This window comes from Micromonospora sediminicola (assembly GCF_900089585.1).
GTDB classification, from domain to species: domain Bacteria; phylum Actinomycetota; class Actinomycetes; order Mycobacteriales; family Micromonosporaceae; genus Micromonospora; species Micromonospora sediminicola.
The window spans coordinates 1-24,165 of record NZ_FLRH01000002.1 but is presented as its reverse complement, the minus strand read 5'-3'; the positions used below and the strand labels follow the sequence as shown (position 1 = coordinate 24,165).

Sequence of the window (24,165 nt, the reverse complement as noted above, 5' to 3'; positions counted from 1 at the left end):
CGTCTGACGAAGCTGCTGGAGCGGGAGCCGGCCGCCGAGCCGGAGCGGGTGGCCGAGTTGCGGGCGGAGGCGGAGCGTGGTGCCCGGCAGCCGGTCAGCTTCATTGACGCGACTTTCTCCGTCCAGAAGAGCGTGACCGTGCTGCACACCGCGTACGCCCGGGCGGAGCTGGATGCCCGGCGCGCGGGTGACGTCGATGCCGAGCAGGCGTGGCGGACGCAGCGCCGGGCAGTGGAGGAGGCGATCTGGCAGGGCAATCGGGCAGCGCTCGACTACCTGGCAGACAACGCCGGGTACTCGCGTGCCGGGCACCACGGCGGCGGTGCCGGGCGGTGGGTCGACGCGCACGACTGGACCGTGGCGTCGTTCTTCCAGCACACCTCGCGCGACCATGATCCACAACTGCACATCCACAACGCGATCCTCAACCGCGTCGTGTGCGCCGACGGAAAGGTCCGGACGCTCGACTCCCGGGCGATCCATCACTGGCGAGGCGCGGCGGCCGCCGTCGGGGAGCGGACCATGGAGGAGCACCTGACCCGGACCCTCGGGGTCCGGTTCGCCACTCGCCCGGACGGCAAGGCGCGCGAGGTCGTGGGCATCCGCCAGGAGGTGATGGATCTGTTCTCGACCCGGCGGAAGGCGATCACGAAAAAGGTCCAGAAGCTGGTGGCCGACTTCGAAGCGAAGTGGGGCCGGGAACCAAACAACCTGGAGATGACCCGGCTCAGCCAGCAGGCGACGATGGCCACGCGCCGCGCCAAGCAGCACGACGGGGAGACGCTGGACGAGCGTCTGGCCCGGTGGGACCGGGAGCTACGCCAGGAGGTGGCCGAGGGGCTCACTGGCGTTGCTCGGGACGTGCACCGCGACGCACCGACGGCGGCCGAGGCTCAGGAGTGGAGCCCGTCGGCGGTGATCGCCGAGGCGCTGGCCGAGGTGCAGAGCGGCCAGGCCGCATGGACCCGATCCGACCTGGCGCGCGCGGTGAACGCGGCGCTGCCGGACTCGTTGGGCGGGCTCGACGGTGCCCAGGTTGCCCGGCTGCTGGACAGCCTGGTCGACCGGGCGCTGTTCGAGGTCGACACCGTGAAGGTCAGCGCCGAGGTGCCGGCCGAGGTGACGGACGAGCTGCGGCGCGCCGACGGGAGGTCGGCGTACGCCGCGCCGTCGGGGTCGCGGTACGCGACCTCGGGGCACATCCGGGCGGAGCAGGCGTTGCGGGACGCGGCGGTGGTCCGTGGCCACCGGGCGGTGCCGCTCGCCGACGTGCGGGGCTGGCTGGCGGCGGCCGCCGAGCGGGGCGTGACCCTCGGTGCCGACCAGGCCGCCGCGCTGGAGGGAGTGCTGACCTCGGGCGCTGCCACCGAGGTGTTGGTGGGTCCGGCGGGCGCGGGCAAGTCGTACGCGCTGGGCAACCTCGCGGACGCGTGGGCGGATCTGGTCGGCGGCCGCGTGACGGGGCTGGCGACCGGGCAGGCCGCGACCGAGGTGCTCGCCGAGATGGGCAGTGATGGGGTGACGGCCCGCAACATCGCCCGGTGGCTCGCCGCGCAGGAGCGCCTCGCGGCCGGACGCCCGCTGCTCGGTGATGAGCTGCTGCGGCTCAGCGCCGACGACCTGGTGGTGGTCGACGAGGCCGCGATGGTCTCGACCGACGTGCTGAACCGGATCAAGTCGTTCGTGGACGCCGCGGGCGCGAAGTGGCTGCTGACCGGCGACCCGCGTCAGCTCGCCGCCGTCGGTGCCGGTGGCGGTATGTCGATGCTCACCGGCGAGGCGGTGACCTACGCCCTGGTCGACGTTCGGAGGTTCGCCGCGGAGTGGGAGCGGTCGGCGTCGCTGCGTCTGCGGGAGGGCGACGAGTCGGTTATCCACGAGTACGACGTGCGGGGCCGGGTGGTCGACGGCGGCACCGCGGAGTCCGCCGGCCGGTTGGCCGCGCAGGCGTGGATCGGTGACCACCTCGCGGGGCTGGACTCGCGGGTCATCGTGACCACCAACGAGGAGGCGGCCGAGGTCGGCGCGTACATCCGCGCGCAGCTGGTGGCGCTCGGCCACGTCCAGGAGGAAGGCGTCGCGCTCGGCCTGCAGGGCACGACCGCCGGGGTCGGTGACCTGATCGAGTGTCGGCGTACCGATCGCACGCTCGGGCTGGCCAACCGCGCCCGGTATCGGGTCACCGAGATCGGGCCGGACGGGTCGATCCTGGCCGAGTCGCTGTCCGGCCGTGGTCCGGTGCGGCTGCCCGCTGACTATGTGGCGGCCGACGTTGCGCTCGGCTACGTCTCCACCACCACGGCGGCGCAGGGCCTGACCGTGGACACCGCCCACGGGGTGGTGAGCAGCAGAACTCGGTGGTCGGCGCTGTACGTCGCGCTGACTCGAGGCCGGTTGCGCAGCACCGCCTACGTGACGACTCGGGCCGAGGCTCCGGACGCTCCGTCCGGGCAGACCCACGCCACCGACCCGCGCACGGCTACCCAGGTGCTGCGGGACCTCGCCGCCAGCGCGGAGGAGGAGCGCACGGCGCTCGACCAGGCCGCTGAGGAGGCCCGCCGGGTTCGCTCGGCCGCCACGCTGATCGACCAGTACGCCGACGGTGTGCAGCTCATCTCCGACGCTCGGGTCGCTCAGGTGCTCGACGGGTTGACCGCCGCCGGGCAGATCACCGACGAGGAACGGGTTGCGCTCGCCGCGGACTCCGCGATGGGGCCGCTCACGCGGCTGCTCCGCTCGGCGGAGTTGGCCGGGCACGACCCGGCCGAGCTGCTCGCACAGGCGGTGGGCGAGAGGTCGCTCGCCGGCGCTCGGTCGCTGGGCCAGGTGCTGCACCACCGCATTACCGAGGTGGTGGGATCAGCGCCCACGCCGATCGTGCCGGACCTGGCCGAGGCGACACCGGCAGGGCTCAGCGGAGAGTGGACCCGCTACATGTCGACGTTGGGCTCCCTGATGGAGGACCGACGCCGGGAGCTGTCGACCCAGGTCGCGCAGGACCTGCCGCAGTGGGCGGTGGAGGCGTTCGGCGAGCCCCCGGCGGACCCGATCCAGCGGGCGGAGTGGGAACACCGCGCCGGAGCGGTCGAGCTGGCGCGGGAGGCGACCGGGCACACCGACCCGGCCGTGGCGCTCGGTACCGCGCCGCCTCCGGGGCAGACCGAGCACAGGGCCGTTTGGCATGCCGCCTGGCGGGCGCTGGGCCGCCCGGAGGCGGGCCGGGAGGAAGCCGAGCTCTCCGACGGGGCGTTGCGGGTGCGGGTGCGGGCCATGCAGCGGGAGCGGACGTGGGCACCGGCGTACGTCGGCGACGAGCTGCGCGCCACCGCGCAGGCCGCCGCCCGGCACCGGCAGGACGCCGCGCGGCTGACCTCGGAGGCGGCTGTCGCTGAGACGCCGGAGGACGCCGCGAGGCTGCGGGATCAGGCGGCGCACCGGGCCATGCTCGCCGAGGCCCTGGAGGAGCAGGAGCGGCGGCTGACGCTGGCGCACGAGGCTCGGGGGCAGTGGTACGCCGAGACCGCCGAGACCCGCGCGGCCGCCGCGCGGGCCGAGAAGGCCCTCGTGGAGCGCGGCGTCAGCATCGCGGCGGAGGACGACCTGACCACGGCGGAAGAGTGGCTCGCGGAGGAGGCGCGGGCTCGCGTCGAGGACGACGCGCACCGCCACGTCACGGAGGCTGACCTCGCACCGGAGACGGCCGAGCGGTCGGCGGCCGCGGGCCCGTTGGTCGCCGACAGCGCACCGGTCGCCGAGCGGCAGGTCGACGTCGAGCCGCAGAGCGTGGCCGCCGGCCAGGAGGCCGCGGCCGCCGTCGAGGAGCCCGCGATGCCGCGCGGGGTGCCGACGATGGCGGAGACCGCCGCAGCGGTGGCGCGAGCCCGACACACGCTGGACGAGCTGGCGGACCGGCGCTCGGCGGAGGCCGCGCGCCAGGTCGACCAGGATCAGGCCGTGCGGCAGGCCCGCGAGGTAGCGTGGCGGATGGCGGACCAGAGCGCCGCGCGCGAGCAGGAGCTGGCCGCCGAGCTGTAGCCCTGCGCCGCGGATGATGATGGCCCCCACCGATCGGTGGGGGCCATCGCTGTACAGGAGCCGTCAGGCGGCCCGGTGAGTGGAGAGCGCGATCGGCGGCCGTCGGGACGCTCCGCGAGTCCAGGAGGCCATGGCGAGGACGCCGGTCGCCCAGGTGGGATCGACTCCGCTTGGTGCCCAGGCCCAGCCGTACACCACGGCGGCCGCGGCCATTTGGCAGGAGGCCAGCCGTTCCGTCGTGCACGGCTCAGCGTCACCGGTCACCGGGTGCCGGGCAGTCAGGTCGGCGATCCACTGGCCGCAGGCAAGCGCGCCCGCGGCGTACCGGTCGCGAGGATCTACGCGCAGCCGCCGCGCCAAGGCGTTGAGCGACGCCGCGAACTGCTCGGCCGGGACCTGGAGCCGGCCGCGCGGGATGCGCAGATACACCTCGTCCACACCGGTAGGGTCCCACGGCCCTCCGACACGACGCCACCACGCGGAAAATCGGCCTGCGCCTAGGTGATCATTTTTCGGCGTGTCGGCAAACAGAAACGCCGGCCCATTGGGCCGGCGCTCTAGGTTGCTTGGTGTCTGAAGTCAAGCAGGTGTGAGCGTACCGGAACACGCTCCCGGGTGCATCTGATCCACCCGGACCCGCCGAGAGTGGCGCACGGCGGGTTCAAGTCGCCCACCGGCTAGCCCCCGGGTGTAGTGAGAGCCGTGAGGCAGTAGGGCTACAGGAGCGACGCGTCGCGTCTCGTTGCCCCGGTCGTGAGACCGGAGGTAGAACACGGCAGGCCCAGAGACGGCACGCGCAGAGCGGCGCACCGGGAACGACTCCCGCCACCAGGCGGTGCCCGGTGCCAAGAGCGCGTCGCACATCCCGCCCTGGCGTCGAGGTAGTGCTCGACGCAGCGGAGCCCATCAGGCCCCCGCTCCCCCCGAGTCGACCCCCACGCACCGCCGTGTCTCGACTCGGGGGGACGGGGCCCGTCGAGGTCCGTGCCGCAGGAGACAGCGCTCAACAGGGGGCCACAAGCGACCGTGCCCGGCCGAAAGACGACCAGGGCGGACCCGGTGCGGGTCGATGGTGGCCGGGACGTTACGCCGCTTGGAGACGGTCTGGACCACGTGATCGGTGGTAGTAGAGGCCGGGTACGTACGGACCTACGCGTGCGCGCGCGTGCGCGTGCGCGTGCGCGCGCGAGGCGATTCCGGGGAATCGTCGCCAGGTCGAAAAGCTCATCGACGGTGGTGGGAGGCTGGCCTCATCGCCTACCGCGTCCTAGGATGATCTAGCGCAAGTGCGGTGGCCCTCGAACATGGCGGAGCCCCGGACCGATCGTGGTCCGGGGCTCCGTGTCGCGGTCGGTTCAGGGGTGTTGGTAAGAACCGCGACACCAGGGGCCAAATAGTTGATCTGTTCAGTCGTGGGGGAGCTGCTGCCCGGGCGGGAGGTGCAGGGTCAGCCCGGGGCCTTGGGGCGCGTCGGGGGCGGTGAGCCAGACGACGGCCGCGCAGCCGTCGTCCGGGCAGTCGCCGACGATGGAGACGATCCAGGGCACGCCGGCCAGGGTGATGGTGGTCTCCGCGTCCATGAGGGCGGTCGTCTGCTGCACGAGGTCAGCGGGAGGCGTGATGGGCATGGGCCGGTCCTCTCGTCAGTAGGTGCTGCGGGTCGAGCGGGCGGCCGCGGACTCGGCGACCACGTTGGGGCTCGGCGGCGGCGCGGCGGTGTCGCCGTGGGAGGTGGCCCACCAGCGCGCAATGTCGGCGACCTGTTCGGTGGCCGAGAGCCGCGCGGGGCTGTAGCTGAGTTCCCCGGTCGCCAGGTGCTGCTGGAGGTAGCAGCGGCCCAGCGCGGCGTTGACGCGGGCGACGGTGCCGGGCCGGTACCGGTCGTGCCAGTCCATGACGGTCTCCGCCGAGGCGCGGGGACCCTGGTACGCCGAGATCCACGCTTCCCGCAGCGCGAGCAGCTCGGTCACGACGTCGGGGTGCCAGAGCCAGCAGTCACCCAGGGCCGCGCCGCTGTACCGGACGTAGACCGTCCTGAGCCACTCGGCCAGCTCGCCGAGCGCGGCCGCGGCCGCGCCGGGGTCGTCGATGGTGAGCCAGCTCGGTGTCGGCTTGCTGTGGTCGTCGGCGCTGCCGGTCTCGCTGGAGCCGCCGGCCGCGCGGAGGCGCTCGATCGCCTCGGCCAGGACGACGACGCCGCGCTGGGCCGCGTCGGCGACCTCCTGGACGGCCTCCACCTGGCGGTAGACGTCGGGGAGCTGGAGGGACACGGCCTCGACCTCGGCCGCCAGGGCGCGAACCGTGGCGGCCGAGGCCGGGTCGTTGGTCTGGGTGGTCACTGAGCGGGCTCCGTCACTCGGTCCTCGGCGGCCATCTGCTCCTCGTAGCGGGTCTGCTGGGGCATCTGCCGTGCGGCCTGGGCGAGCGCCTTGCGGACCGAGCGCCACTTCCAGGTGTTGGGGGTCTTGACGATCGACACCGGGCCGAGTCCGTAGACGATTGCCATGCCCTTGGGCAGTTGCGCGATCTGGGCGGCGGTGATGACCGGGCGGCCGATCTCGGTCGTGCTGGTCACCTCGCCGTCCTTGTCGCGGGTCTCGGAGATCTCCTTGCGCTCGCCGCTGAGCGCCTCCCAGTGGGCCAGGTCGTGCGGGTCCTTGCAGCCCGCGCCGACGAGGATGGCGTTGCAGGTGCTCAGGATCATCCGGGCGGCGTGGTCGCCCCAGGTGTGCTCCATCGCGGCGAGGCTGTGCACCGCGACGTCCAGGACGATGCCCCGGCCGCCGCAGTCGGCCGCCCACTCGTGCAGCGGGCCGGGCGCGACCTTGGCCGCCTCATCGAGGACGAGCGTCAGGCATGGGTCGAGACGGCCGCCGCGCTGCTCGGCGACGATCTCCGCGAGGCGGATGACCTCGGCGACCAGGGCGCCGGTCAGTGGGGCGGTCAGGCCCTCCTTGCTGCCCAGGATGTAGATCGTCCCGCGCCGGTCGAGCAGGTCGTCCAGGTCCATGGACTCGCTCGGCTCGCAGTCGCCGATCGCGGCCGCCTTATCGTCGGTCAGCCACTGAAGCGCCACCATCGCGGTGGTCACGATCGAGCTGCGCGTCTTGTCGACGGTGCCGTAGAACTGGCGTGCCGCCGCCCGTTGGGCGCTGGCCGACGGGGAGTCCTCCAGCGCCTGCTCGACCTCGGTCGCGGCGACGCGCAGCGCCGGGCCGTCGACGTCGAGCCACGCCTGGACCTGGCGCATCGGCCGGTCGGTCAGCGCGGCCGCGTGCATGAGCACCGCGAGGACCCGGCGGGCCTGCTTGTCCCACCGCTCGCCCTCATCGGAGCCGGACTCGGGCAGCATCGCGGCCGCGCGCTTCGCGGCGATCGCCGTCGAGCGGCAGCCGGTCAGCGGCGACCACTTGATGGTGCTCCCGGCCTTGGAGATGCCGCCCGGGTCGTAGATGTGGCACGGCCCCTTGGCCGCCCGCATCGGCAGCGTCTTGAGCAGGTCGACGCGCGTGGAAGTCACCACCACGCCGCCAGGTGCCTTAATGATCCGGCCCGCCATCGCCGTGGTCTTACCGCTTCGCGGACCGGCGACCCGCAGGATGTTGTCCTCCGCGCTGATCCACAGCCGCCGACGCCCGGTCTTGCCGATCTCGGCCGCGTACTCACTGACCGGGGTCCGCCACCGCTCCCACATATTGGCGTGCGCCAGGCTCGGCTTCAGCACCACCGCGCGCCGACGCATCGACCACGCCGAGGTGGTGCGCAGGTGATCGCGCAGGCTGGCCACGCCGCCGTCGCGCCGCGAGCGCCGCGACCACCGGTCGAGCTGCCCAGCGGTGCCCCGACGCGCTCCGACCCAGGTCACCAGTGCCACGCCCGCGACGGTCGTGCCGGTCACCAGCGCACCGCCGCCGGCCAGATCGGCGTAGGGAAGGGGAAGCTGGATTGCGGCCACCCCGGCGGCGTCGACCAGCAGGCCAATGCCGAGCGCCGAGCCCGGGAACGTACGATCTTTACTCATGGTTCGGGGTCTCCATCCCGTGTCCTAGACACCCGGTCGGCGGTTGCCTCGCTGGCCGGGTGTTGCCGTTGCTAGCGGGTCCGCCCGGCGGGCCACCCGCGATCGGTGAGGTACGCGTCGACCGCCCGCTCCACGACGTGACGCAGCTTGACGCCTTCCGCCTCGCTGTAGGTGCGCAGACGAGTCGACACCTCCCGCCCCAGCTCGCAGTGCAGCGGCACGCGCTCGGGCAGCGCCCACTTCACGGATTCGCCGCTCACGTCGTAGACGTGGGTCGAGTCCTCGCCCGCGCTGTCGCTGATCGCCATGACGCTACCTCTCGTGATCGTTTCCAGCCGCCCTGTGATGACGGCCGCGATCAATGTAGCTCCAATGTGGGCTCTTGTACATGGGTGTACACCGGTGTTTGTCGACGGACAGCGAGCGGCACGCGGAACAAGCCCCGAGCATGGGCCGGCGGCCGCCGGGCTCACTCTGGCCACGCCGCCGCCGAGTCCACCCGCCACCAGGTCAGGTCAAAAGCTCGCCTGGGAGGGGGAGGGTGGGCCGCCGGTGGCCATGATCGACCCCGGGAGCCGGCCCGTCGGCGGTCACCGTTCAGGTCAACTGCGCCACTGTGGCGGTGTCCGTCGTCGGCGCGGTCCGTAACACGAGAGCCGGCTTCGACTGTCCTATTTGTCTGGTCATCCGGATGACGCTCTCACCAGCATCAACGCCACCATTGAGCATACTGAGGCTGTACAATAGAGGGAGGAAACAGGGCAGCCCCGGGAGGCGCTGACGACGCCAGCCCGGGGCCTAGATCGGGAGGTACCCCGACCATGGCTGACGAGCGTAGTCCCATCCCGAACCTGCGCGAAGACCAGCACGTGTGGCTGGTCCCGAAGACCATCGGCGCTCCGGCGATCTGCTGGAAGGGCGCGAAGGCGACCGTGCGCCGGGTTCACGGCCTCTGGGTGACCGTGGCCGTCGACGGCCAGGAGTACCGGGTGCACGTCGACAACATCCGTCGCACCGAGCCCGAGTACCGGCCGCCCGCGCCCCGTCGCGGCCCCAAGCCGATGGTGATGCCCGAGGGCTACGAGGAGGTGCCGCTGATCTGACGGGCCACCGTGGGGCCGGACATCAGGGAGAGCCGGCCCGCGCGGGAGCCGCCAGACGGCGGACGCCACGCCCCTGACCCGAGGTGCTGACGACACCGGAGGCAGGGCTCGATCGGGAGGTACCCCGATGGCCAAGGCACAGCAGATCCAGCAAGCCGCGGACTCGCTCTCCGCCGCGAAGAACCTCCAGCGGGTCGTGGGCGGCAAGGCGGCCGACCAGGCCGTCAAGGACGCCATGGCGAAGCTCCAGCAGGTCGCCGGCCGCCGCCGGTAGTCCGTCTTGGTGCGGGCCGGGCCTCCCCAGGTCCGGCCCGCACCATCGCCTCGCGGAGGAAAGCAGGCAAGCCCAACACGCCGAGACATAGACTGGCTTTGTACAGTTTCGAACTGTACAATGGGGAGGAAGTCGCCGAGACGGTGACTACAGCGAGGGGAGACAGGGTGGAGCACAACAAGCCGTTGGCAGCGGCGACGTTTCCGACGACGCACGAGGAGGCGATGCGGGCCAACCCGTACGAGGTGGCCCGGGTTTGGGGCGGCCGGATGGACTGGGTGCACCAGTCGGACCCGGCGTGGACGCCGCAGGACGGGCTGCGGGAGCTGGCGGCGCTGTCGACGCTGGCGTACTGGACGACGCGGTGGCAGGGCAGCGCCGTGCACGCGGCGCTGCGGGGCGGAGCGAGCCTGTACCAGGTCGCCCGCGCGCTGGGCACCCCGCCGCACGACGTCGCGACGCTGTGGCGGGAGTGGGCGGCCGGCCAGGTCGCGGTGCACGGCGACACCGAGGGCCGCGTCGGGCTGAACCCGGCCGAGCGCGACCAGGTGGCCGCCGCCATCGACGCCGAGCTGGCGGAGCTGGGCGTGGCCGCCGTCAGCAACCTGTTCGACACCGACGACGCGGCCGGGCGGCCCGCCGCGGACTCCCGCGAGCTGTAGGGAAGCAGAGGACCGGCCAGGTCGTATCTGGCCGGTCCTCCACGTCTGACGATAGTGGAGGACCGATGTACGAGGTGACGGGCCGCCGGTGGCGGCGGCCGGCGCGGCGGTGCCCGGAGTGGTGCGCGCAGGACCATCAGTGCACGGCGCGGCAGGGCTACCCGAGCGGGGAGCACCGGTCGGACACGATGACCTGGCGCACCCGGTACGGGCGGTTGACGGCAGTGCGGACGGAAGGGATGACCGGCGTCGGGTGGCTCGACATCCGCGTGGCGGTGCGGCTCCCGGCCGATGTGGTCGACGCGCAGCGGCAGGCCTCGCGGCTTGCCGTTCAGGTGGATCTCGCCATCCGCGAGGTCGTGGGGGTTGTTGATCAGGTGTCGACGCAGAGGCAGGTGCGGGCGTGATGGGCGAAGTCTGGGGCGAGATCACCGGGTTCTGGGAGAAGTACTCCGATCAGGTCATGCTCGGGCTGGGGTTCGTCGCGCTCGGCCTGGTGGTGGCGTCGCTGGTGCTGTTCTTCAAGGCCAAGGACAAGGCGAAGTGGATTAGCGCGCTCGCCGCGATCGTGGTCATGGCCTGGACGTCGGAGGCGTTGCTCGACGTCGCGTTGCACACCTGGAAGCTGCCGGCGGGTTTCGCTGGCGTGGCGTTCTTCGTCTTCGAGGCGCTGCTGTTGTCGACGCTGATGGAGGCGGAGCGGGAGCGGGCCGAGACGGGGATGCCGGGCGCGGCGGCCGGTTACGCCTTCGTCATCGCCGTGGTGCAGGGCGGTGTGGCGGCGCTCGGGACGGACATCTTCTCGCTCCAGGTGCTGCGGGTGGCGCTGCCGATTTTGGCGATCGGGCGGTGGTGGCTGACGTTGCGCAGGCCGCGGGCCACCGACACCGAGCAGATGAAGCAGCAGCGCAAGCAGCGGGAAGAGGAGCGGGAGTCGACGTGGGTCATCACGCCGACCAGCATCCTGACCGCGCTGCGGATCAAGCGGCCCGGGAAGCTGACCGCGTCGGACGCCGAGCGGGAGCGCGTCATCGCGCGGATGGCCGTGCTTGCCGATGCGGCCACCACCTCGCCTCGGTGGTGGCGCCCGTGGGTGGAGTACCGGCTGCGCCGGCTGGCCCGGGGTGCCACGCAGGCGATGGTGGAGGAGGCTGCCGTGCGGGCCGAGCGTGCGAGCCGGGCAGTGGAGGTCATGGTGCCGGGCCGCCGCGTGGGTGCCGGGAATTCGGGCGGTGCCCGATCGTCGGGCAGGGCCGCATCGGATCGGGCAGTGCCGGGCAGTGCCGGGCAGCGGCCGGCGGCGGGTGCCGGGCGTCGGGCAGTGCCCGATCGGGTGATGCCCGACGCCGGGCAGGACTCGGTGCCCGATGCCGGGCAGCGAGCAGTGCCGGGCACGGTGGTGCCGGGCACCGGCATGGAGGTGCCCGGCAGGGAGCCGGGTGGCCGGGCGGTGCCCGAGGTGGATGCCGGGCAGCAGCGGACGCCGCGCCCCCGGGTGACGACGGAGGTGCCCGCCGAAGCTGCGGAGCGGTCGGGGGATGAGGCTGCGGTCCGGGAGGAGGCGCGGCAGATGTACCGGGCGAGCATGGCCGCTGGTCAGCCGCTGTCGGGGGCGGAGTTGGCGCGGATGTATCACCGTCCCGATCCGTCGTGGGGATCGCGTCGCGTGCGTGAGGTGCGCAGGCAGGACGAGCAGGCGGCGGCCGGGGAGCCGGCCAGCGCGGAGAGTGAGCAGCAGTGAGCAGCGCAAGGCGGCGTCCGGCGGTCGAGGAGTGGACGTCTGTGGAGGTGCGGGCGTACCTGGCGGAGCAGGGCCGGCCGATGGCCGCGAGGACCTGGACGTCGTACGTGTCGCGGGGGCAGGCACCGGCTCCGGTGCGGCGGGTCGGTCGGACGCCGGTCTGGTCGCCGGAGGACGTGCGGCAGTGGGCCGCTGAGGCGTCGGCGGCGCGGGTGCGTGCGGGTCGGCGGGTGGCCGAGCCCGGCGCGTAGGACGGGCAGGCGACGGGTCGGCGCTGAGTGCTCCGGCCCGTCGCCGCTTTCGCGGCGCGGTCGGTGGGCGGTCTTTGGTGCTCACCCCCGGGTAACCCCAGGCACGAGCGGAGCCCACGATCACCGAACCAAGCAACCCAGCATCAGAAGCAAGAGCAAGGCCAGATCAAGACCGAAAGTCAACTCCACGCAGACCCGAGCACAGCCAGCAAGACCAAGCGCAGCAAGGCATGACCATCCAAGTACCTATTAGACACACCCAGGCATCTTTGATCTGATGGTGTGAGCGCCGGGTCGCTGGCGCGACCGACGCATAGACGGAGGCCGATATGACGTTGACGTTGAGCAGTGGGCACAGTGCTGAGTATCTGACGAGCGCGGTGGCCGTGGGCCGGGAGTCGTACTACTTGGACGCGACTACCGAGGGTGAGCCGCCCGGCCGTTGGTACGGTGCCGGCGCGGCGGCGTTCGGGCTGACCGGCGAGGTGGACCACCAGGACATGCACGCGCTCTACGCGCTGCACCTGGACCCGCGAGACGAGCGGTGGCGCGACCAGGAGCAGTGGTCGATGGCGGCGACGCTGGGCTCGCGGCCGGGCCGGTACCTGAGCGTGGACGAGCGTCTGACGAAGCTGCTGGAGCGGGAGCCGGCCGCCGAGCCGGAGCGGGTGGCCGAGTTGCGGGCGGAGGCGGAGCGTGGTGCCCGGCAGCCGGTCAGCTTCATTGACGCGACTTTCTCCGTCCAGAAGAGCGTGACCGTGCTGCACACCGCGTACGCCCGGGCGGAGCTGGATGCCCGGCGCGCGGGTGACGTCGATGCCGAGCAGGCGTGGCGGACGCAGCGCCGGGCAGTGGAGGAGGCGATCTGGCAGGGCAATCGGGCAGCGCTCGACTACCTGGCAGACAACGCCGGGTACTCGCGTGCCGGGCACCACGGCGGCGGTGCCGGGCGGTGGGTCGACGCGCACGACTGGACCGTGGCGTCGTTCTTCCAGCACACCTCGCGCGACCATGATCCACAACTGCACATCCACAACGCGATCCTCAACCGCGTCGTGTGCGCCGACGGAAAGGTCCGGACGCTCGACTCCCGGGCGATCCATCACTGGCGAGGCGCGGCGGCCGCCGTCGGGGAGCGGACCATGGAGGAGCACCTGACCCGGACCCTCGGGGTCCGGTTCGCCACTCGCCCGGACGGCAAGGCGCGCGAGGTCGTGGGCATCCGCCAGGAGGTGATGGATCTGTTCTCGACCCGGCGGAAGGCGATCACGAAAAAGGTCCAGAAGCTGGTGGCCGACTTCGAAGCGAAGTGGGGCCGGGAACCAAACAACCTGGAGATGACCCGGCTCAGCCAGCAGGCGACGATGGCCACGCGCCGCGCCAAGCAGCACGACGGGGAGACGCTGGACGAGCGTCTGGCCCGGTGGGACCGGGAGCTACGCCAGGAGGTGGCCGAGGGGCTCACTGGCGTTGCTCGGGACGTGCACCGCGACGCACCGACGGCGGCCGAGGCTCAGGAGTGGAGCCCGTCGGCGGTGATCGCCGAGGCGCTGGCCGAGGTGCAGAGCGGCCAGGCCGCATGGACCCGATCCGACCTGGCGCGCGCGGTGAACGCGGCGCTGCCGGACTCGTTGGGCGGGCTCGACGGTGCCCAGGTTGCCCGGCTGCTGGACAGCCTGGTCGACCGGGCGCTGTTCGAGGTCGACACCGTGAAGGTCAGCGCCGAGGTGCCGGCCGAGGTGACGGACGAGCTGCGGCGCGCCGACGGGAGGTCGGCGTACGCCGCGCCGTCGGGGTCGCGGTACGCGACCTCGGGGCACATCCGGGCGGAGCAGGCGTTGCGGGACGCGGCGGTGGTCCGTGGCCACCGGGCGGTGCCGCTCGCCGACGTGCGGGGCTGGCTGGCGGCGGCCGCCGAGCGGGGCGTGACCCTCGGTGCCGACCAGGCCGCCGCGCTGGAGGGAGTGCTGACCTCGGGCGCTGCCACCGAGGTGTTGGTGGGTCCGGCGGGCGCGGGCAAGTCGTACGCGCTGGGCAACCTCGCGGACGCGTGGGCGGATCTGGTCGGCGGCCGCGTGACGGGGCTGGCGACCGGGCAGGCCGCGACCGAGGTGCTCGCCGAGATGGGCAGTGATGGGGTGACGGCCCGCAACATCGCCCGGTGGCTCGCCGCGCAGGAGCGCCTCGCGGCCGGACGCCCGCTGCTCGGTGATGAGCTGCTGCGGCTCAGCGCCGACGACCTGGTGGTGGTCGACGAGGCCGCGATGGTCTCGACCGACGTGCTGAACCGGATCAAGTCGTTCGTGGACGCCGCGGGCGCGAAGTGGCTGCTGACCGGCGACCCGCGTCAGCTCGCCGCCGTCGGTGCCGGTGGCGGTATGTCGATGCTCACCGGCGAGGCGGTGACCTACGCCCTGGTCGACGTTCGGAGGTTCGCCGCGGAGTGGGAGCGGTCGGCGTCGCTGCGTCTGCGGGAGGGCGACGAGTCGGTTATCCACGAGTACGACGTGCGGGGCCGGGTGGTCGACGGCGGCACCGCGGAGTCCGCCGGCCGGTTGGCCGCGCAGGCGTGGATCGGTGACCACCTCGCGGGGCTGGACTCGCGGGTCATCGTGACCACCAACGAGGAGGCGGCCGAGGTCGGCGCGTACATCCGCGCGCAGCTGGTGGCGCTCGGCCACGTCCAGGAGGAAGGCGTCGCGCTCGGCCTGCAGGGCACGACCGCCGGGGTCGGTGACCTGATCGAGTGTCGGCGTACCGATCGCACGCTCGGGCTGGCCAACCGCGCCCGGTATCGGGTCACCGAGATCGGGCCGGACGGGTCGATCCTGGCCGAGTCGCTGTCCGGCCGTGGTCCGGTGCGGCTGCCCGCTGACTATGTGGCGGCCGACGTTGCGCTCGGCTACGTCTCCACCACCACGGCGGCGCAGGGCCTGACCGTGGACACCGCCCACGGGGTGGTGAGCAGCAGAACTCGGTGGTCGGCGCTGTACGTCGCGCTGACTCGAGGCCGGTTGCGCAGCACCGCCTACGTGACGACTCGGGCCGAGGCTCCGGACGCTCCGTCCGGGCAGACCCACGCCACCGACCCGCGCACGGCTACCCAGGTGCTGCGGGACCTCGCCGCCAGCGCGGAGGAGGAGCGCACGGCGCTCGACCAGGCCGCTGAGGAGGCCCGCCGGGTTCGCTCGGCCGCCACGCTGATCGACCAGTACGCCGACGGTGTGCAGCTCATCTCCGACGCTCGGGTCGCTCAGGTGCTCGACGGGTTGACCGCCGCCGGGCAGATCACCGACGAGGAACGGGTTGCGCTCGCCGCGGACTCCGCGATGGGGCCGCTCACGCGGCTGCTCCGCTCGGCGGAGTTGGCCGGGCACGACCCGGCCGAGCTGCTCGCACAGGCGGTGGGCGAGAGGTCGCTCGCCGGCGCTCGGTCGCTGGGCCAGGTGCTGCACCACCGCATTACCGAGGTGGTGGGATCAGCGCCCACGCCGATCGTGCCGGACCTGGCCGAGGCGACACCGGCAGGGCTCAGCGGAGAGTGGACCCGCTACATGTCGACGTTGGGCTCCCTGATGGAGGACCGACGCCGGGAGCTGTCGACCCAGGTCGCGCAGGACCTGCCGCAGTGGGCGGTGGAGGCGTTCGGCGAGCCCCCGGCGGACCCGATCCAGCGGGCGGAGTGGGAACACCGCGCCGGAGCGGTCGAGCTGGCGCGGGAGGCGACCGGGCACACCGACCCGGCCGTGGCGCTCGGTACCGCGCCGCCTCCGGGGCAGACCGAGCACAGGGCCGTTTGGCATGCCGCCTGGCGGGCGCTGGGCCGCCCGGAGGCGGGCCGGGAGGAAGCCGAGCTCTCCGACGGGGCGTTGCGGGTGCGGGTGCGGGCCATGCAGCGGGAGCGGACGTGGGCACCGGCGTACGTCGGCGACGAGCTGCGCGCCACCGCGCAGGCCGCCGCCCGGCACCGGCAGGACGCCGCGCGGCTGACCTCGGAGGCGGCTGTCGCTGAGACGCCGGAGGACGCCGCGAGGCTGCGGGATCAGGCGGCGCACCGGGCCATGCTCGCCGAGGCCCTGGAGGAGCAGGAGCGGCGGCTGACGCTGGCGCACGAGGCTCGGGGGCAGTGGTACGCCGAGACCGCCGAGACCCGCGCGGCCGCCGCGCGGGCCGAGAAGGCCCTCGTGGAGCGCGGCGTCAGCATCGCGGCGGAGGACGACCTGACCACGGCGGAAGAGTGGCTCGCGGAGGAGGCGCGGGCTCGCGTCGAGGACGACGCGCACCGCCACGTCACGGAGGCTGACCTCGCACCGGAGACGGCCGAGCGGTCGGCGGCCGCGGGCCCGTTGGTCGCCGACAGCGCACCGGTCGCCGAGCGGCAGGTCGACGTCGAGCCGCAGAGCGTGGCCGCCGGCCAGGAGGCCGCGGCCGCCGTCGAGGAGCCCGCGATGCCGCGCGGGGTGCCGACGATGGCGGAGACCGCCGCAGCGGTGGCGCGAGCCCGACACACGCTGGACGAGCTGGCGGACCGGCGCTCGGCGGAGGCCGCGCGCCAGGTCGACCAGGATCAGGCCGTGCGGCAGGCCCGCGAGGTAGCGTGGCGGATGGCGGACCAGAGCGCCGCGCGCGAGCAGGAGCTGGCCGCCGAGCTGTAGCCCTGCGCCGCGGATGATGATGGCCCCCACCGATCGGTGGGGGCCATCGCTGTACAGGAGCCGTCAGGCGGCCCGGTGAGTGGAGAGCGCGATCGGCGGCCGTCGGGACGCTCCGCGAGTCCAGGAGGCCATGGCGAGGACGCCGGTCGCCCAGGTGGGATCGACTCCGCTTGGTGCCCAGGCCCAGCCGTACACCACGGCGGCCGCGGCCATTTGGCAGGAGGCCAGCCGTTCCGTCGTGCACGGCTCAGCGTCACCGGTCACCGGGTGCCGGGCAGTCAGGTCGGCGATCCACTGGCCGCAGGCAAGCGCGCCCGCGGCGTACCGGTCGCGAGGATCTACGCGCAGCCGCCGCGCCAAGGCGTTGAGCGACGCCGCGAACTGCTCGGCCGGGACCTGGAGCCGGCCGCGCGGGATGCGCAGATACACCTCGTCCACACCGGTAGGGTCCCACGGCCCTCCGACACGACGCCACCACGCGGAAAATCGGCCTGCGCCTAGGTGATCATTTTTCGGCGTGTCGGCAAACAGAAACGCCGGCCCATTGGGCCGGCGCTCTAGGTTGCTTGGTGTCTGAAGTCAAGCAGGTGTGAGCGTACCGGAACACGCTCCCGGGTGCATCTGATCCACCCGGACCCGCCGAGAGTGGCGCACGGCGGGTTCAAGTCGCCCACCGGCTAGCCCCCGGGTGTAGTGAGAGCCGTGAGGCAGTAGGGCTACAGGAGCGACGCGTCGCGTCTCGTTGCCCCGGTCGTGAGACCGGAGGTAGAACACGGCAGGCCCAGAGACGGCACGCGCAGAGCGGCGCACCGGGAACGACTCCCGCCACCAGGCGGTGCCCGGTGCCAAGAGCGCGTCGCACATCCCGCCCTGGCGTCGAGGTAGTGCTCGACGCAGCGGAGCCCATCAGGCCCCCGCTCCCCCCGAGTCGACCCCCACGCACCGCCGTGTCTCGACTCGGGGGGACGGGGCCCGTCGAGGTCCGTGCCGCAGGAGACAGCGCTCAACAGGGGGCCACAAGCGACCGTGCCCGGCCGAAAGACGACCAGGGCGGACCCGGTGCGGGTCGATGGTGGCCGGGACGTTACGCCGCTTGGAGACGGTCTGGACCACGTGATCGGTGGTAGTAGAGGCCGGGTACGTACGGACCTACGCGTGCGCGCGCGTGCGCGTGCGCGTGCGCGCGCGAGGCGATTCCGGGGAATCGTCGCCAGGTCGAAAAGCTCATCGACGGTGGTGGGAGGCTGGCCTCATCGCCTACCGCGTCCTAGGATGATCTAGCGCAAGTGCGGTGGCCCTCGAACATGGCGGAGCCCCGGACCGATCGTGGTCCGGGGCTCCGTGTCGCGGTCGGTTCAGGGGTGTTGGTAAGAACCGCGACACCAGGGGCCAAATAGTTGATCTGTTCAGTCGTGGGGGAGCTGCTGCCCGGGCGGGAGGTGCAGGGTCAGCCCGGGGCCTTGGGGCGCGTCGGGGGCGGTGAGCCAGACGACGGCCGCGCAGCCGTCGTCCGGGCAGTCGCCGACGATGGAGACGATCCAGGGCACGCCGGCCAGGGTGATGGTGGTCTCCGCGTCCATGAGGGCGGTCGTCTGCTGCACGAGGTCAGCGGGAGGCGTGATGGGCATGGGCCGGTCCTCTCGTCAGTAGGTGCTGCGGGTCGAGCGGGCGGCCGCGGACTCGGCGACCACGTTGGGGCTCGGCGGCGGCGCGGCGGTGTCGCCGTGGGAGGTGGCCCACCAGCGCGCAATGTCGGCGACCTGTTCGGTGGCCGAGAGCCGCGCGGGGCTGTAGCTGAGTTCCCCGGTCGCCAGGTGCTGCTGGAGGTAGCAGCGGCCCAGCGCGGCGTTGACGCGGGCGACGGTGCCGGGCCGGTACCGGTCGTGCCAGTCCATGACGGTCTCCGCCGAGGCGCGGGGACCCTGGTACGCCGAGATCCACGCTTCCCGCAGCGCGAGCAGCTCGGTCACGACGTCGGGGTGCCAGAGCCAGCAGTCACCCAGGGCCGCGCCGCTGTACCGGACGTAGACCGTCCTGAGCCACTCGGCCAGCTCGCCGAGCGCGGCCGCGGCCGCGCCGGGGTCGTCGATGGTGAGCCAGCTCGGTGTCGGCTTGCTGTGGTCGTCGGCGCTGCCGGTCTCGCTGGAGCCGCCGGCCGCGCGGAGGCGCTCGATCGCCTCGGCCAGGACGACGACGCCGCGCTGGGCCGCGTCGGCGACCTCCTGGACGGCCTCCACCTGGCGGTAGACGTCGGGGAGCTGGAGGGACACGGCCTCGACCTCGGCCGCCAGGGCGCGAACCGTGGCGGCCGAGGCCGGGTCGTTGGTCTGGGTGGTCACTGAGCGGGCTCCGTCACTCGGTCCTCGGCGGCCATCTGCTCCTCGTAGCGGGTCTGCTGGGGCATCTGCCGTGCGGCCTGGGCGAGCGCCTTGCGGACCGAGCGCCACTTCCAGGTGTTGGGGGTCTTGACGATCGACACCGGGCCGAGTCCGTAGACGATTGCCATGCCCTTGGGCAGTTGCGCGATCTGGGCGGCGGTGATGACCGGGCGGCCGATCTCGGTCGTGCTGGTCACCTCGCCGTCCTTGTCGCGGGTCTCGGAGATCTCCTTGCGCTCGCCGCTGAGCGCCTCCCAGTGGGCCAGGTCGTGCGGGTCCTTGCAGCCCGCGCCGACGAGGATGGCGTTGCAGGTGCTCAGGATCATCCGGGCGGCGTGGTCGCCCCAGGTGTGCTCCATCGCGGCGAGGCTGTGCACCGCGACGTCCAGGACGATGCCCCGGCCGCCGCAGTCGGCCGCCCACTCGTGCAGCGGGCCGGGCGCGACCTTGGCCGCCTCATCGAGGACGAGCGTCAGGCATGGGTCGAGACGGCCGCCGCGCTGCTCGGCGACGATCTCCGCGAGGCGGATGACCTCGGCGACCAGGGCGCCGGTCAGTGGGGCGGTCAGGCCCTCCTTGCTGCCCAGGATGTAGATCGTCCCGCGCCGGTCGAGCAGGTCGTCCAGGTCCATGGACTCGCTCGGCTCGCAGTCGCCGATCGCGGCCGCCTTATCGTCGGTCAGCCACTGAAGCGCCACCATCGCGGTGGTCACGATCGAGCTGCGCGTCTTGTCGACGGTGCCGTAGAACTGGCGTGCCGCCGCCCGTTGGGCGCTGGCCGACGGGGAGTCCTCCAGCGCCTGCTCGACCTCGGTCGCGGCGACGCGCAGCGCCGGGCCGTCGACGTCGAGCCACGCCTGGACCTGGCGCATCGGCCGGTCGGTCAGCGCGGCCGCGTGCATGAGCACCGCGAGGACCCGGCGGGCCTGCTTGTCCCACCGCTCGCCCTCATCGGAGCCGGACTCGGGCAGCATCGCGGCCGCGCGCTTCGCGGCGATCGCCGTCGAGCGGCAGCCGGTCAGCGGCGACCACTTGATGGTGCTCCCGGCCTTGGAGATGCCGCCCGGGTCGTAGATGTGGCACGGCCCCTTGGCCGCCCGCATCGGCAGCGTCTTGAGCAGGTCGACGCGCGTGGAAGTCACCACCACGCCGCCAGGTGCCTTAATGATCCGGCCCGCCATCGCCGTGGTCTTACCGCTTCGCGGACCGGCGACCCGCAGGATGTTGTCCTCCGCGCTGATCCACAGCCGCCGACGCCCGGTCTTGCCGATCTCGGCCGCGTACTCACTGACCGGGGTCCGCCACCGCTCCCACATATTGGCGTGCGCCAGGCTCGGCTTCAGCACCACCGCGCGCCGACGCATCGACCACGCCGAGGTGGTGCGCAGGTGATCGCGCAGGCTGGCCACGCCGCCGTCGCGCCGCGAGCGCCGCGACCACCGGTCGAGCTGCCCAGCGGTGCCCCGACGCGCTCCGACCCAGGTCACCAGTGCCACGCCCGCGACGGTCGTGCCGGTCACCAGCGCACCGCCGCCGGCCAGATCGGCGTAGGGAAGGGGAAGCTGGATTGCGGCCACCCCGGCGGCGTCGACCAGCAGGCCAATGCCGAGCGCCGAGCCCGGGAACGTACGATCTTTACTCATGGTTCGGGGTCTCCATCCCGTGTCCTAGACACCCGGTCGGCGGTTGCCTCGCTGGCCGGGTGTTGCCGTTGCTAGCGGGTCCGCCCGGCGGGCCACCCGCGATCGGTGAGGTACGCGTCGACCGCCCGCTCCACGACGTGACGCAGCTTGACGCCTTCCGCCTCGCTGTAGGTGCGCAGACGAGTCGACACCTCCCGCCCCAGCTCGCAGTGCAGCGGCACGCGCTCGGGCAGCGCCCACTTCACGGATTCGCCGCTCACGTCGTAGACGTGGGTCGAGTCCTCGCCCGCGCTGTCGCTGATCGCCATGACGCTACCTCTCGTGATCGTTTCCAGCCGCCCTGTGATGACGGCCGCGATCAATGTAGCTCCAATGTGGGCTCTTGTACATGGGTGTACACCGGTGTTTGTCGACGGACAGCGAGCGGCACGCGGAACAAGCCCCGAGCATGGGCCGGCGGCCGCCGGGCTCACTCTGGCCACGCCGCCGCCGAGTCCACCCGCCACCAGGTCAGGTCAAAAGCTCGCCTGGGAGGGGGAGGGTGGGCCGCCGGTGGCCATGATCGACCCCGGGAGCCGGCCCGTCGGCGGTCACCGTTCAGGTCAACTGCGCCACTGTGGCGGTGTCCGTCGTCGGCGCGGTCCGTAACACGAGAGCCGGCTTCGACTGTCCTATTTGTCTGGTCATCCGGATGACGCTCTCACCAGCATCAACGCCACCATTGAGCATACTGAGGCTGTACAATAGAGGGAGGAAACAGGGCAGCCCCGGGAGGCGCTGACGACGCCAGCCCGGGGCCTAGATCGGGAGGTACCCCGACCATGGCTGACGAGCGTAGTCCCATCCCGAACCTGCGCGAAGACCAGCACGTGTGGCTGGTCCCGAAGACCATCGGCGCTCCGGCGATCTGCTGGAAGGGCGCGAAGGCGACCGTGCGCCGGGTTCACGGCCTCTGGGTGACCGTGGCCGTCGACGGCCAGGAGTACCGGGTGCACGTCGACAACATCCGTCGCACCGAGCCCGAGTACCGGCCGCCCGCGCCCCGTCGCGGCCCCAAGCCGATGGTGATGCCCGAGGGCTACGAGGAGGTGCCGCTGATCTGACGGGCCACCGTGGGGCCGGACATCAGGGAGAGCCGGCCCGCGCGGGAGCCGCCAGACGGCGGACGCCACGCCCCTGACCCGAGGTGCTGACGACACCGGAGGCAGGGCTCGATCGGGAGGTACCCCGATGGCCAAGGCACAGCAGATCCAGCAAGCCGCGGACTCGCTCTCCGCCGCGAAGAACCTCCAGCGGGTCGTGGGCGGCAAGGCGGCCGACCAGGCCGTCAAGGACGCCATGGCGAAGCTCCAGCAGGTCGCCGGCCGCCGCCGGTAGTCCGTCTTGGTGCGGGCCGGGCCTCCCCAGGTCCGGCCCGCACCATCGCCTCGCGGAGGAAAGCAGGCAAGCCCAACACGCCGAGACATAGACTGGCTTTGTACAGTTTCGAACTGTACAATGGGGAGGAAGTCGCCGAGACGGTGACTACAGCGAGGGGAGACAGGGTGGAGCACAACAAGCCGTTGGCAGCGGCGACGTTTCCGACGACGCACGAGGAGGCGATGCGGGCCAACCCGTACGAGGTGGCCCGGGTTTGGGGCGGCCGGATGGACTGGGTGCACCAGTCGGACCCGGCGTGGACGCCGCAGGACGGGCTGCGGGAGCTGGCGGCGCTGTCGACGCTGGCGTACTGGACGACGCGGTGGCAGGGCAGCGCCGTGCACGCGGCGCTGCGGGGCGGAGCGAGCCTGTACCAGGTCGCCCGCGCGCTGGGCACCCCGCCGCACGACGTCGCGACGCTGTGGCGGGAGTGGGCGGCCGGCCAGGTCGCGGTGCACGGCGACACCGAGGGCCGCGTCGGGCTGAACCCGGCCGAGCGCGACCAGGTGGCCGCCGCCATCGACGCCGAGCTGGCGGAGCTGGGCGTGGCCGCCGTCAGCAACCTGTTCGACACCGACGACGCGGCCGGGCGGCCCGCCGCGGACTCCCGCGAGCTGTAGGGAAGCAGAGGACCGGCCAGGTCGTATCTGGCCGGTCCTCCACGTCTGACGATAGTGGAGGACCGATGTACGAGGTGACGGGCCGCCGGTGGCGGCGGCCGGCGCGGCGGTGCCCGGAGTGGTGCGCGCAGGACCATCAGTGCACGGCGCGGCAGGGCTACCCGAGCGGGGAGCACCGGTCGGACACGATGACCTGGCGCACCCGGTACGGGCGGTTGACGGCAGTGCGGACGGAAGGGATGACCGGCGTCGGGTGGCTCGACATCCGCGTGGCGGTGCGGCTCCCGGCCGATGTGGTCGACGCGCAGCGGCAGGCCTCGCGGCTTGCCGTTCAGGTGGATCTCGCCATCCGCGAGGTCGTGGGGGTTGTTGATCAGGTGTCGACGCAGAGGCAGGTGCGGGCGTGATGGGCGAAGTCTGGGGCGAGATCACCGGGTTCTGGGAGAAGTACTCCGATCAGGTCATGCTCGGGCTGGGGTTCGTCGCGCTCGGCCTGGTGGTGGCGTCGCTGGTGCTGTTCTTCAAGGCCAAGGACAAGGCGAAGTGGATTAGCGCGCTCGCCGCGATCGTGGTCATGGCCTGGACGTCGGAGGCGTTGCTCGACGTCGCGTTGCACACCTGGAAGCTGCCGGCGGGTTTCGCTGGCGTGGCGTTCTTCGTCTTCGAGGCGCTGCTGTTGTCGACGCTGATGGAGGCGGAGCGGGAGCGGGCCGAGACGGGGATGCCGGGCGCGGCGGCCGGTTACGCCTTCGTCATCGCCGTGGTGCAGGGCGGTGTGGCGGCGCTCGGGACGGACATCTTCTCGCTCCAGGTGCTGCGGGTGGCGCTGCCGATTTTGGCGATCGGGCGGTGGTGGCTGACGTTGCGCAGGCCGCGGGCCACCGACACCGAGCAGATGAAGCAGCAGCGCAAGCAGCGGGAAGAGGAGCGGGAGTCGACGTGGGTCATCACGCCGACCAGCATCCTGACCGCGCTGCGGATCAAGCGGCCCGGGAAGCTGACCGCGTCGGACGCCGAGCGGGAGCGCGTCATCGCGCGGATGGCCGTGCTTGCCGATGCGGCCACCACCTCGCCTCGGTGGTGGCGCCCGTGGGTGGAGTACCGGCTGCGCCGGCTGGCCCGGGGTGCCACGCAGGCGATGGTGGAGGAGGCTGCCGTGCGGGCCGAGCGTGCGAGCCGGGCAGTGGAGGTCATGGTGCCGGGCCGCCGCGTGGGTGCCGGGAATTCGGGCGGTGCCCGATCGTCGGGCAGGGCCGCATCGGATCGGGCAGTGCCGGGCAGTGCCGGGCAGCGGCCGGCGGCGGGTGCCGGGCGTCGGGCAGTGCCCGATCGGGTGATGCCCGACGCCGGGCAGGACTCGGTG

General features: G+C 72.6%; 23 protein-coding genes. 13 read left to right on the top strand and 10 right to left on the bottom strand.

Annotation, left to right across the window (positions count from 1 at the left end; translation table 11 throughout):
• Positions 1-4,035, top strand: a 4,035-nt coding sequence (gene mobF / locus GA0070622_RS00330; protein ID WP_091565142.1) for a MobF family relaxase, incomplete at its 5' end; no start/stop codon positions are given.
• A gap of 63 nt (positions 4,036-4,098) precedes the next feature.
• Here the strand turns inward: mobF (GA0070622_RS00330) and GA0070622_RS00325 are convergent.
• The 5 genes from GA0070622_RS00325 to GA0070622_RS00305 form a co-directional block, all read right to left on the bottom strand.
• Positions 4,099-4,473 carry a hypothetical protein gene (locus GA0070622_RS00325; RefSeq protein ID WP_091565137.1) on the bottom strand — a complete coding sequence of 125 codons (375 nt, stop codon included), beginning with the start codon at positions 4,471-4,473 and terminating at the stop codon, positions 4,099-4,101.
• 968 nt (positions 4,474-5,441) lie between these two features.
• Positions 5,442-5,663, bottom strand: a complete 222-nt coding sequence (locus GA0070622_RS00320) for a hypothetical protein (RefSeq protein WP_091565134.1) — start codon at positions 5,661-5,663, stop codon at positions 5,442-5,444.
• A gap of 15 nt (positions 5,664-5,678) precedes the next feature.
• Positions 5,679-6,374: a hypothetical protein gene (locus tag GA0070622_RS00315; RefSeq protein ID WP_091565133.1), complete on the bottom strand. Its 696-nt coding sequence runs from the start codon at positions 6,372-6,374 to the stop codon at positions 5,679-5,681.
• Complete coding sequence (locus GA0070622_RS00310; protein ID WP_091565132.1) at positions 6,371-8,056, bottom strand: type IV secretory system conjugative DNA transfer family protein; 1,686 nt, start codon at positions 8,054-8,056, stop codon at positions 6,371-6,373. Before GA0070622_RS00310 ends, GA0070622_RS00315 begins: the two co-directional genes overlap by 4 nt.
• Positions 8,057-8,127: 71 nt before the next feature.
• Positions 8,128-8,364: a hypothetical protein gene (locus GA0070622_RS00305; protein ID WP_091565131.1), complete on the bottom strand. Its 237-nt coding sequence runs from the start codon at positions 8,362-8,364 to the stop codon at positions 8,128-8,130.
• Positions 8,365-8,877: 513 nt separating this feature from the next.
• On the opposite strand from GA0070622_RS00305, the gene GA0070622_RS00300 reads away from it, so the two are divergent.
• From GA0070622_RS00300 to mobF (GA0070622_RS00275), 7 genes are all read left to right on the top strand, one after another.
• Positions 8,878-9,159, top strand: a complete 282-nt coding sequence (locus tag GA0070622_RS00300; protein ID WP_141684506.1) for a hypothetical protein — start codon at positions 8,878-8,880, stop codon at positions 9,157-9,159.
• A 127-nt stretch (positions 9,160-9,286) separates the two neighbouring features.
• Entirely contained in the window at positions 9,287-9,433 is a 147-nt protein-coding gene (locus tag GA0070622_RS32300; RefSeq protein WP_176710396.1) for a hypothetical protein, read from the top strand.
• Between the two features lie 167 nt (positions 9,434-9,600).
• Complete coding sequence (locus GA0070622_RS00295) at positions 9,601-10,095, top strand: hypothetical protein (RefSeq protein ID WP_141684505.1); 495 nt, start codon at positions 9,601-9,603, stop codon at positions 10,093-10,095.
• Positions 10,096-10,160: 65 nt separating this feature from the next.
• Positions 10,161-10,502, top strand: a complete 342-nt coding sequence (locus tag GA0070622_RS00290; protein ID WP_091565126.1) for a hypothetical protein — start codon at positions 10,161-10,163, stop codon at positions 10,500-10,502.
• Complete coding sequence (locus tag GA0070622_RS00285; protein WP_141684508.1) at positions 10,502-11,836, top strand: hypothetical protein; 1,335 nt, start codon at positions 10,502-10,504, stop codon at positions 11,834-11,836. Before GA0070622_RS00290 ends, GA0070622_RS00285 begins: the two co-directional genes overlap by 1 nt.
• Entirely contained in the window at positions 11,833-12,087 is a 255-nt protein-coding gene (locus GA0070622_RS00280) for a hypothetical protein (RefSeq protein WP_141684507.1), read from the top strand. The genes GA0070622_RS00285 and GA0070622_RS00280 overlap by 4 nt, the downstream gene beginning before the upstream one ends.
• Before the next feature lie 329 nt (positions 12,088-12,416).
• A complete protein-coding gene (gene mobF, locus GA0070622_RS00275) occupies positions 12,417-16,742 on the top strand; it encodes a MobF family relaxase (protein WP_091565138.1) in 4,326 nt (1,441 codons plus the stop codon).
• Positions 16,743-16,805: 63 nt separating this feature from the next.
• Here mobF (GA0070622_RS00275) and GA0070622_RS00270 read toward each other — a convergent pair whose 3' ends face one another.
• The 5 genes from GA0070622_RS00270 to GA0070622_RS00250 all read right to left on the bottom strand — a co-directional run bounded on the left by GA0070622_RS00270 (position 16,806) and on the right by GA0070622_RS00250 (position 21,071).
• The gene (locus GA0070622_RS00270) at positions 16,806-17,180 is read right to left on the bottom strand and encodes a hypothetical protein (protein ID WP_091565137.1); all 375 of its coding nucleotides are present in this window, start codon (positions 17,178-17,180) and stop codon (positions 16,806-16,808) included.
• Positions 17,181-18,148: 968 nt separating this feature from the next.
• Positions 18,149-18,370, bottom strand: a complete 222-nt coding sequence (locus GA0070622_RS00265; RefSeq protein ID WP_091565134.1) for a hypothetical protein — start codon at positions 18,368-18,370, stop codon at positions 18,149-18,151.
• Between the two features lie 15 nt (positions 18,371-18,385).
• Complete coding sequence (locus tag GA0070622_RS00260) at positions 18,386-19,081, bottom strand: hypothetical protein (RefSeq protein ID WP_091565133.1); 696 nt, start codon at positions 19,079-19,081, stop codon at positions 18,386-18,388.
• On the bottom strand, positions 19,078-20,763 hold the full coding sequence (locus GA0070622_RS00255) for a type IV secretory system conjugative DNA transfer family protein (protein WP_091565132.1): 1,686 nt from the start codon (positions 20,761-20,763) through the stop codon (positions 19,078-19,080). The genes GA0070622_RS00260 and GA0070622_RS00255 overlap by 4 nt, the downstream gene beginning before the upstream one ends.
• Positions 20,764-20,834: 71 nt before the next feature.
• Positions 20,835-21,071, bottom strand: a complete 237-nt coding sequence (locus GA0070622_RS00250) for a hypothetical protein (protein WP_091565131.1) — start codon at positions 21,069-21,071, stop codon at positions 20,835-20,837.
• Positions 21,072-21,584: 513 nt separating this feature from the next.
• Here GA0070622_RS00250 and GA0070622_RS00245 point away from each other — a divergent pair.
• From GA0070622_RS00245 to GA0070622_RS00230, 5 genes are all read left to right on the top strand, one after another.
• Positions 21,585-21,866 (top strand): hypothetical protein, encoded by a 282-nt coding sequence (locus GA0070622_RS00245; RefSeq protein ID WP_141684506.1) that lies wholly within the window; start codon positions 21,585-21,587, stop codon positions 21,864-21,866.
• Positions 21,867-21,993: 127 nt separating this feature from the next.
• Positions 21,994-22,140 (top strand): hypothetical protein, encoded by a 147-nt coding sequence (locus tag GA0070622_RS32295; RefSeq protein ID WP_176710396.1) that lies wholly within the window; start codon positions 21,994-21,996, stop codon positions 22,138-22,140.
• A gap of 167 nt (positions 22,141-22,307) precedes the next feature.
• Entirely contained in the window at positions 22,308-22,802 is a 495-nt protein-coding gene (locus GA0070622_RS00240) for a hypothetical protein (RefSeq protein ID WP_141684505.1), read from the top strand.
• A gap of 65 nt (positions 22,803-22,867) precedes the next feature.
• Positions 22,868-23,209 carry a hypothetical protein gene (locus GA0070622_RS00235; RefSeq protein ID WP_091565126.1) on the top strand — a complete coding sequence of 114 codons (342 nt, stop codon included), beginning with the start codon at positions 22,868-22,870 and terminating at the stop codon, positions 23,207-23,209.
• On the top strand, positions 23,209-24,165 hold a 957-nt coding region (locus GA0070622_RS00230), incomplete at its 3' end, for a hypothetical protein (RefSeq protein WP_218060560.1). The genes GA0070622_RS00235 and GA0070622_RS00230, both read left to right, overlap by 1 nt.

Excerpts from the sequence above, each read along its gene's own strand:
- GA0070622_RS00320 (WP_091565134.1), bottom strand. The coding sequence starts at position 5,663 with ATGCCCATCACGCCTCCCGCTGACCTCGTGCAGCAGACGACCGCCCTC.
- GA0070622_RS00310 (WP_091565132.1), bottom strand. The coding sequence starts at position 8,056 with ATGAGTAAAGATCGTACGTTCCCGGGCTCGGCGCTCGGCATTGGCCTG.
- GA0070622_RS00305 (WP_091565131.1), bottom strand. The coding sequence starts at position 8,364 with ATGGCGATCAGCGACAGCGCGGGCGAGGACTCGACCCACGTCTACGAC.
- GA0070622_RS00300 (WP_141684506.1), top strand. The coding sequence starts at position 8,878 with ATGGCTGACGAGCGTAGTCCCATCCCGAACCTGCGCGAAGACCAGCAC.
- GA0070622_RS32300 (WP_176710396.1), top strand. The coding sequence starts at position 9,287 with ATGGCCAAGGCACAGCAGATCCAGCAAGCCGCGGACTCGCTCTCCGCC.
- GA0070622_RS00290 (WP_091565126.1), top strand. The coding sequence starts at position 10,161 with ATGTACGAGGTGACGGGCCGCCGGTGGCGGCGGCCGGCGCGGCGGTGC.
- GA0070622_RS00285 (WP_141684508.1), top strand. The coding sequence starts at position 10,502 with ATGGGCGAAGTCTGGGGCGAGATCACCGGGTTCTGGGAGAAGTACTCC.
- mobF (WP_091565138.1), top strand. The coding sequence starts at position 12,417 with ATGACGTTGACGTTGAGCAGTGGGCACAGTGCTGAGTATCTGACGAGC.
- GA0070622_RS00265 (WP_091565134.1), bottom strand. The coding sequence starts at position 18,370 with ATGCCCATCACGCCTCCCGCTGACCTCGTGCAGCAGACGACCGCCCTC.
- GA0070622_RS00255 (WP_091565132.1), bottom strand. The coding sequence starts at position 20,763 with ATGAGTAAAGATCGTACGTTCCCGGGCTCGGCGCTCGGCATTGGCCTG.
- GA0070622_RS00250 (WP_091565131.1), bottom strand. The coding sequence starts at position 21,071 with ATGGCGATCAGCGACAGCGCGGGCGAGGACTCGACCCACGTCTACGAC.
- GA0070622_RS00245 (WP_141684506.1), top strand. The coding sequence starts at position 21,585 with ATGGCTGACGAGCGTAGTCCCATCCCGAACCTGCGCGAAGACCAGCAC.
- GA0070622_RS32295 (WP_176710396.1), top strand. The coding sequence starts at position 21,994 with ATGGCCAAGGCACAGCAGATCCAGCAAGCCGCGGACTCGCTCTCCGCC.
- GA0070622_RS00235 (WP_091565126.1), top strand. The coding sequence starts at position 22,868 with ATGTACGAGGTGACGGGCCGCCGGTGGCGGCGGCCGGCGCGGCGGTGC.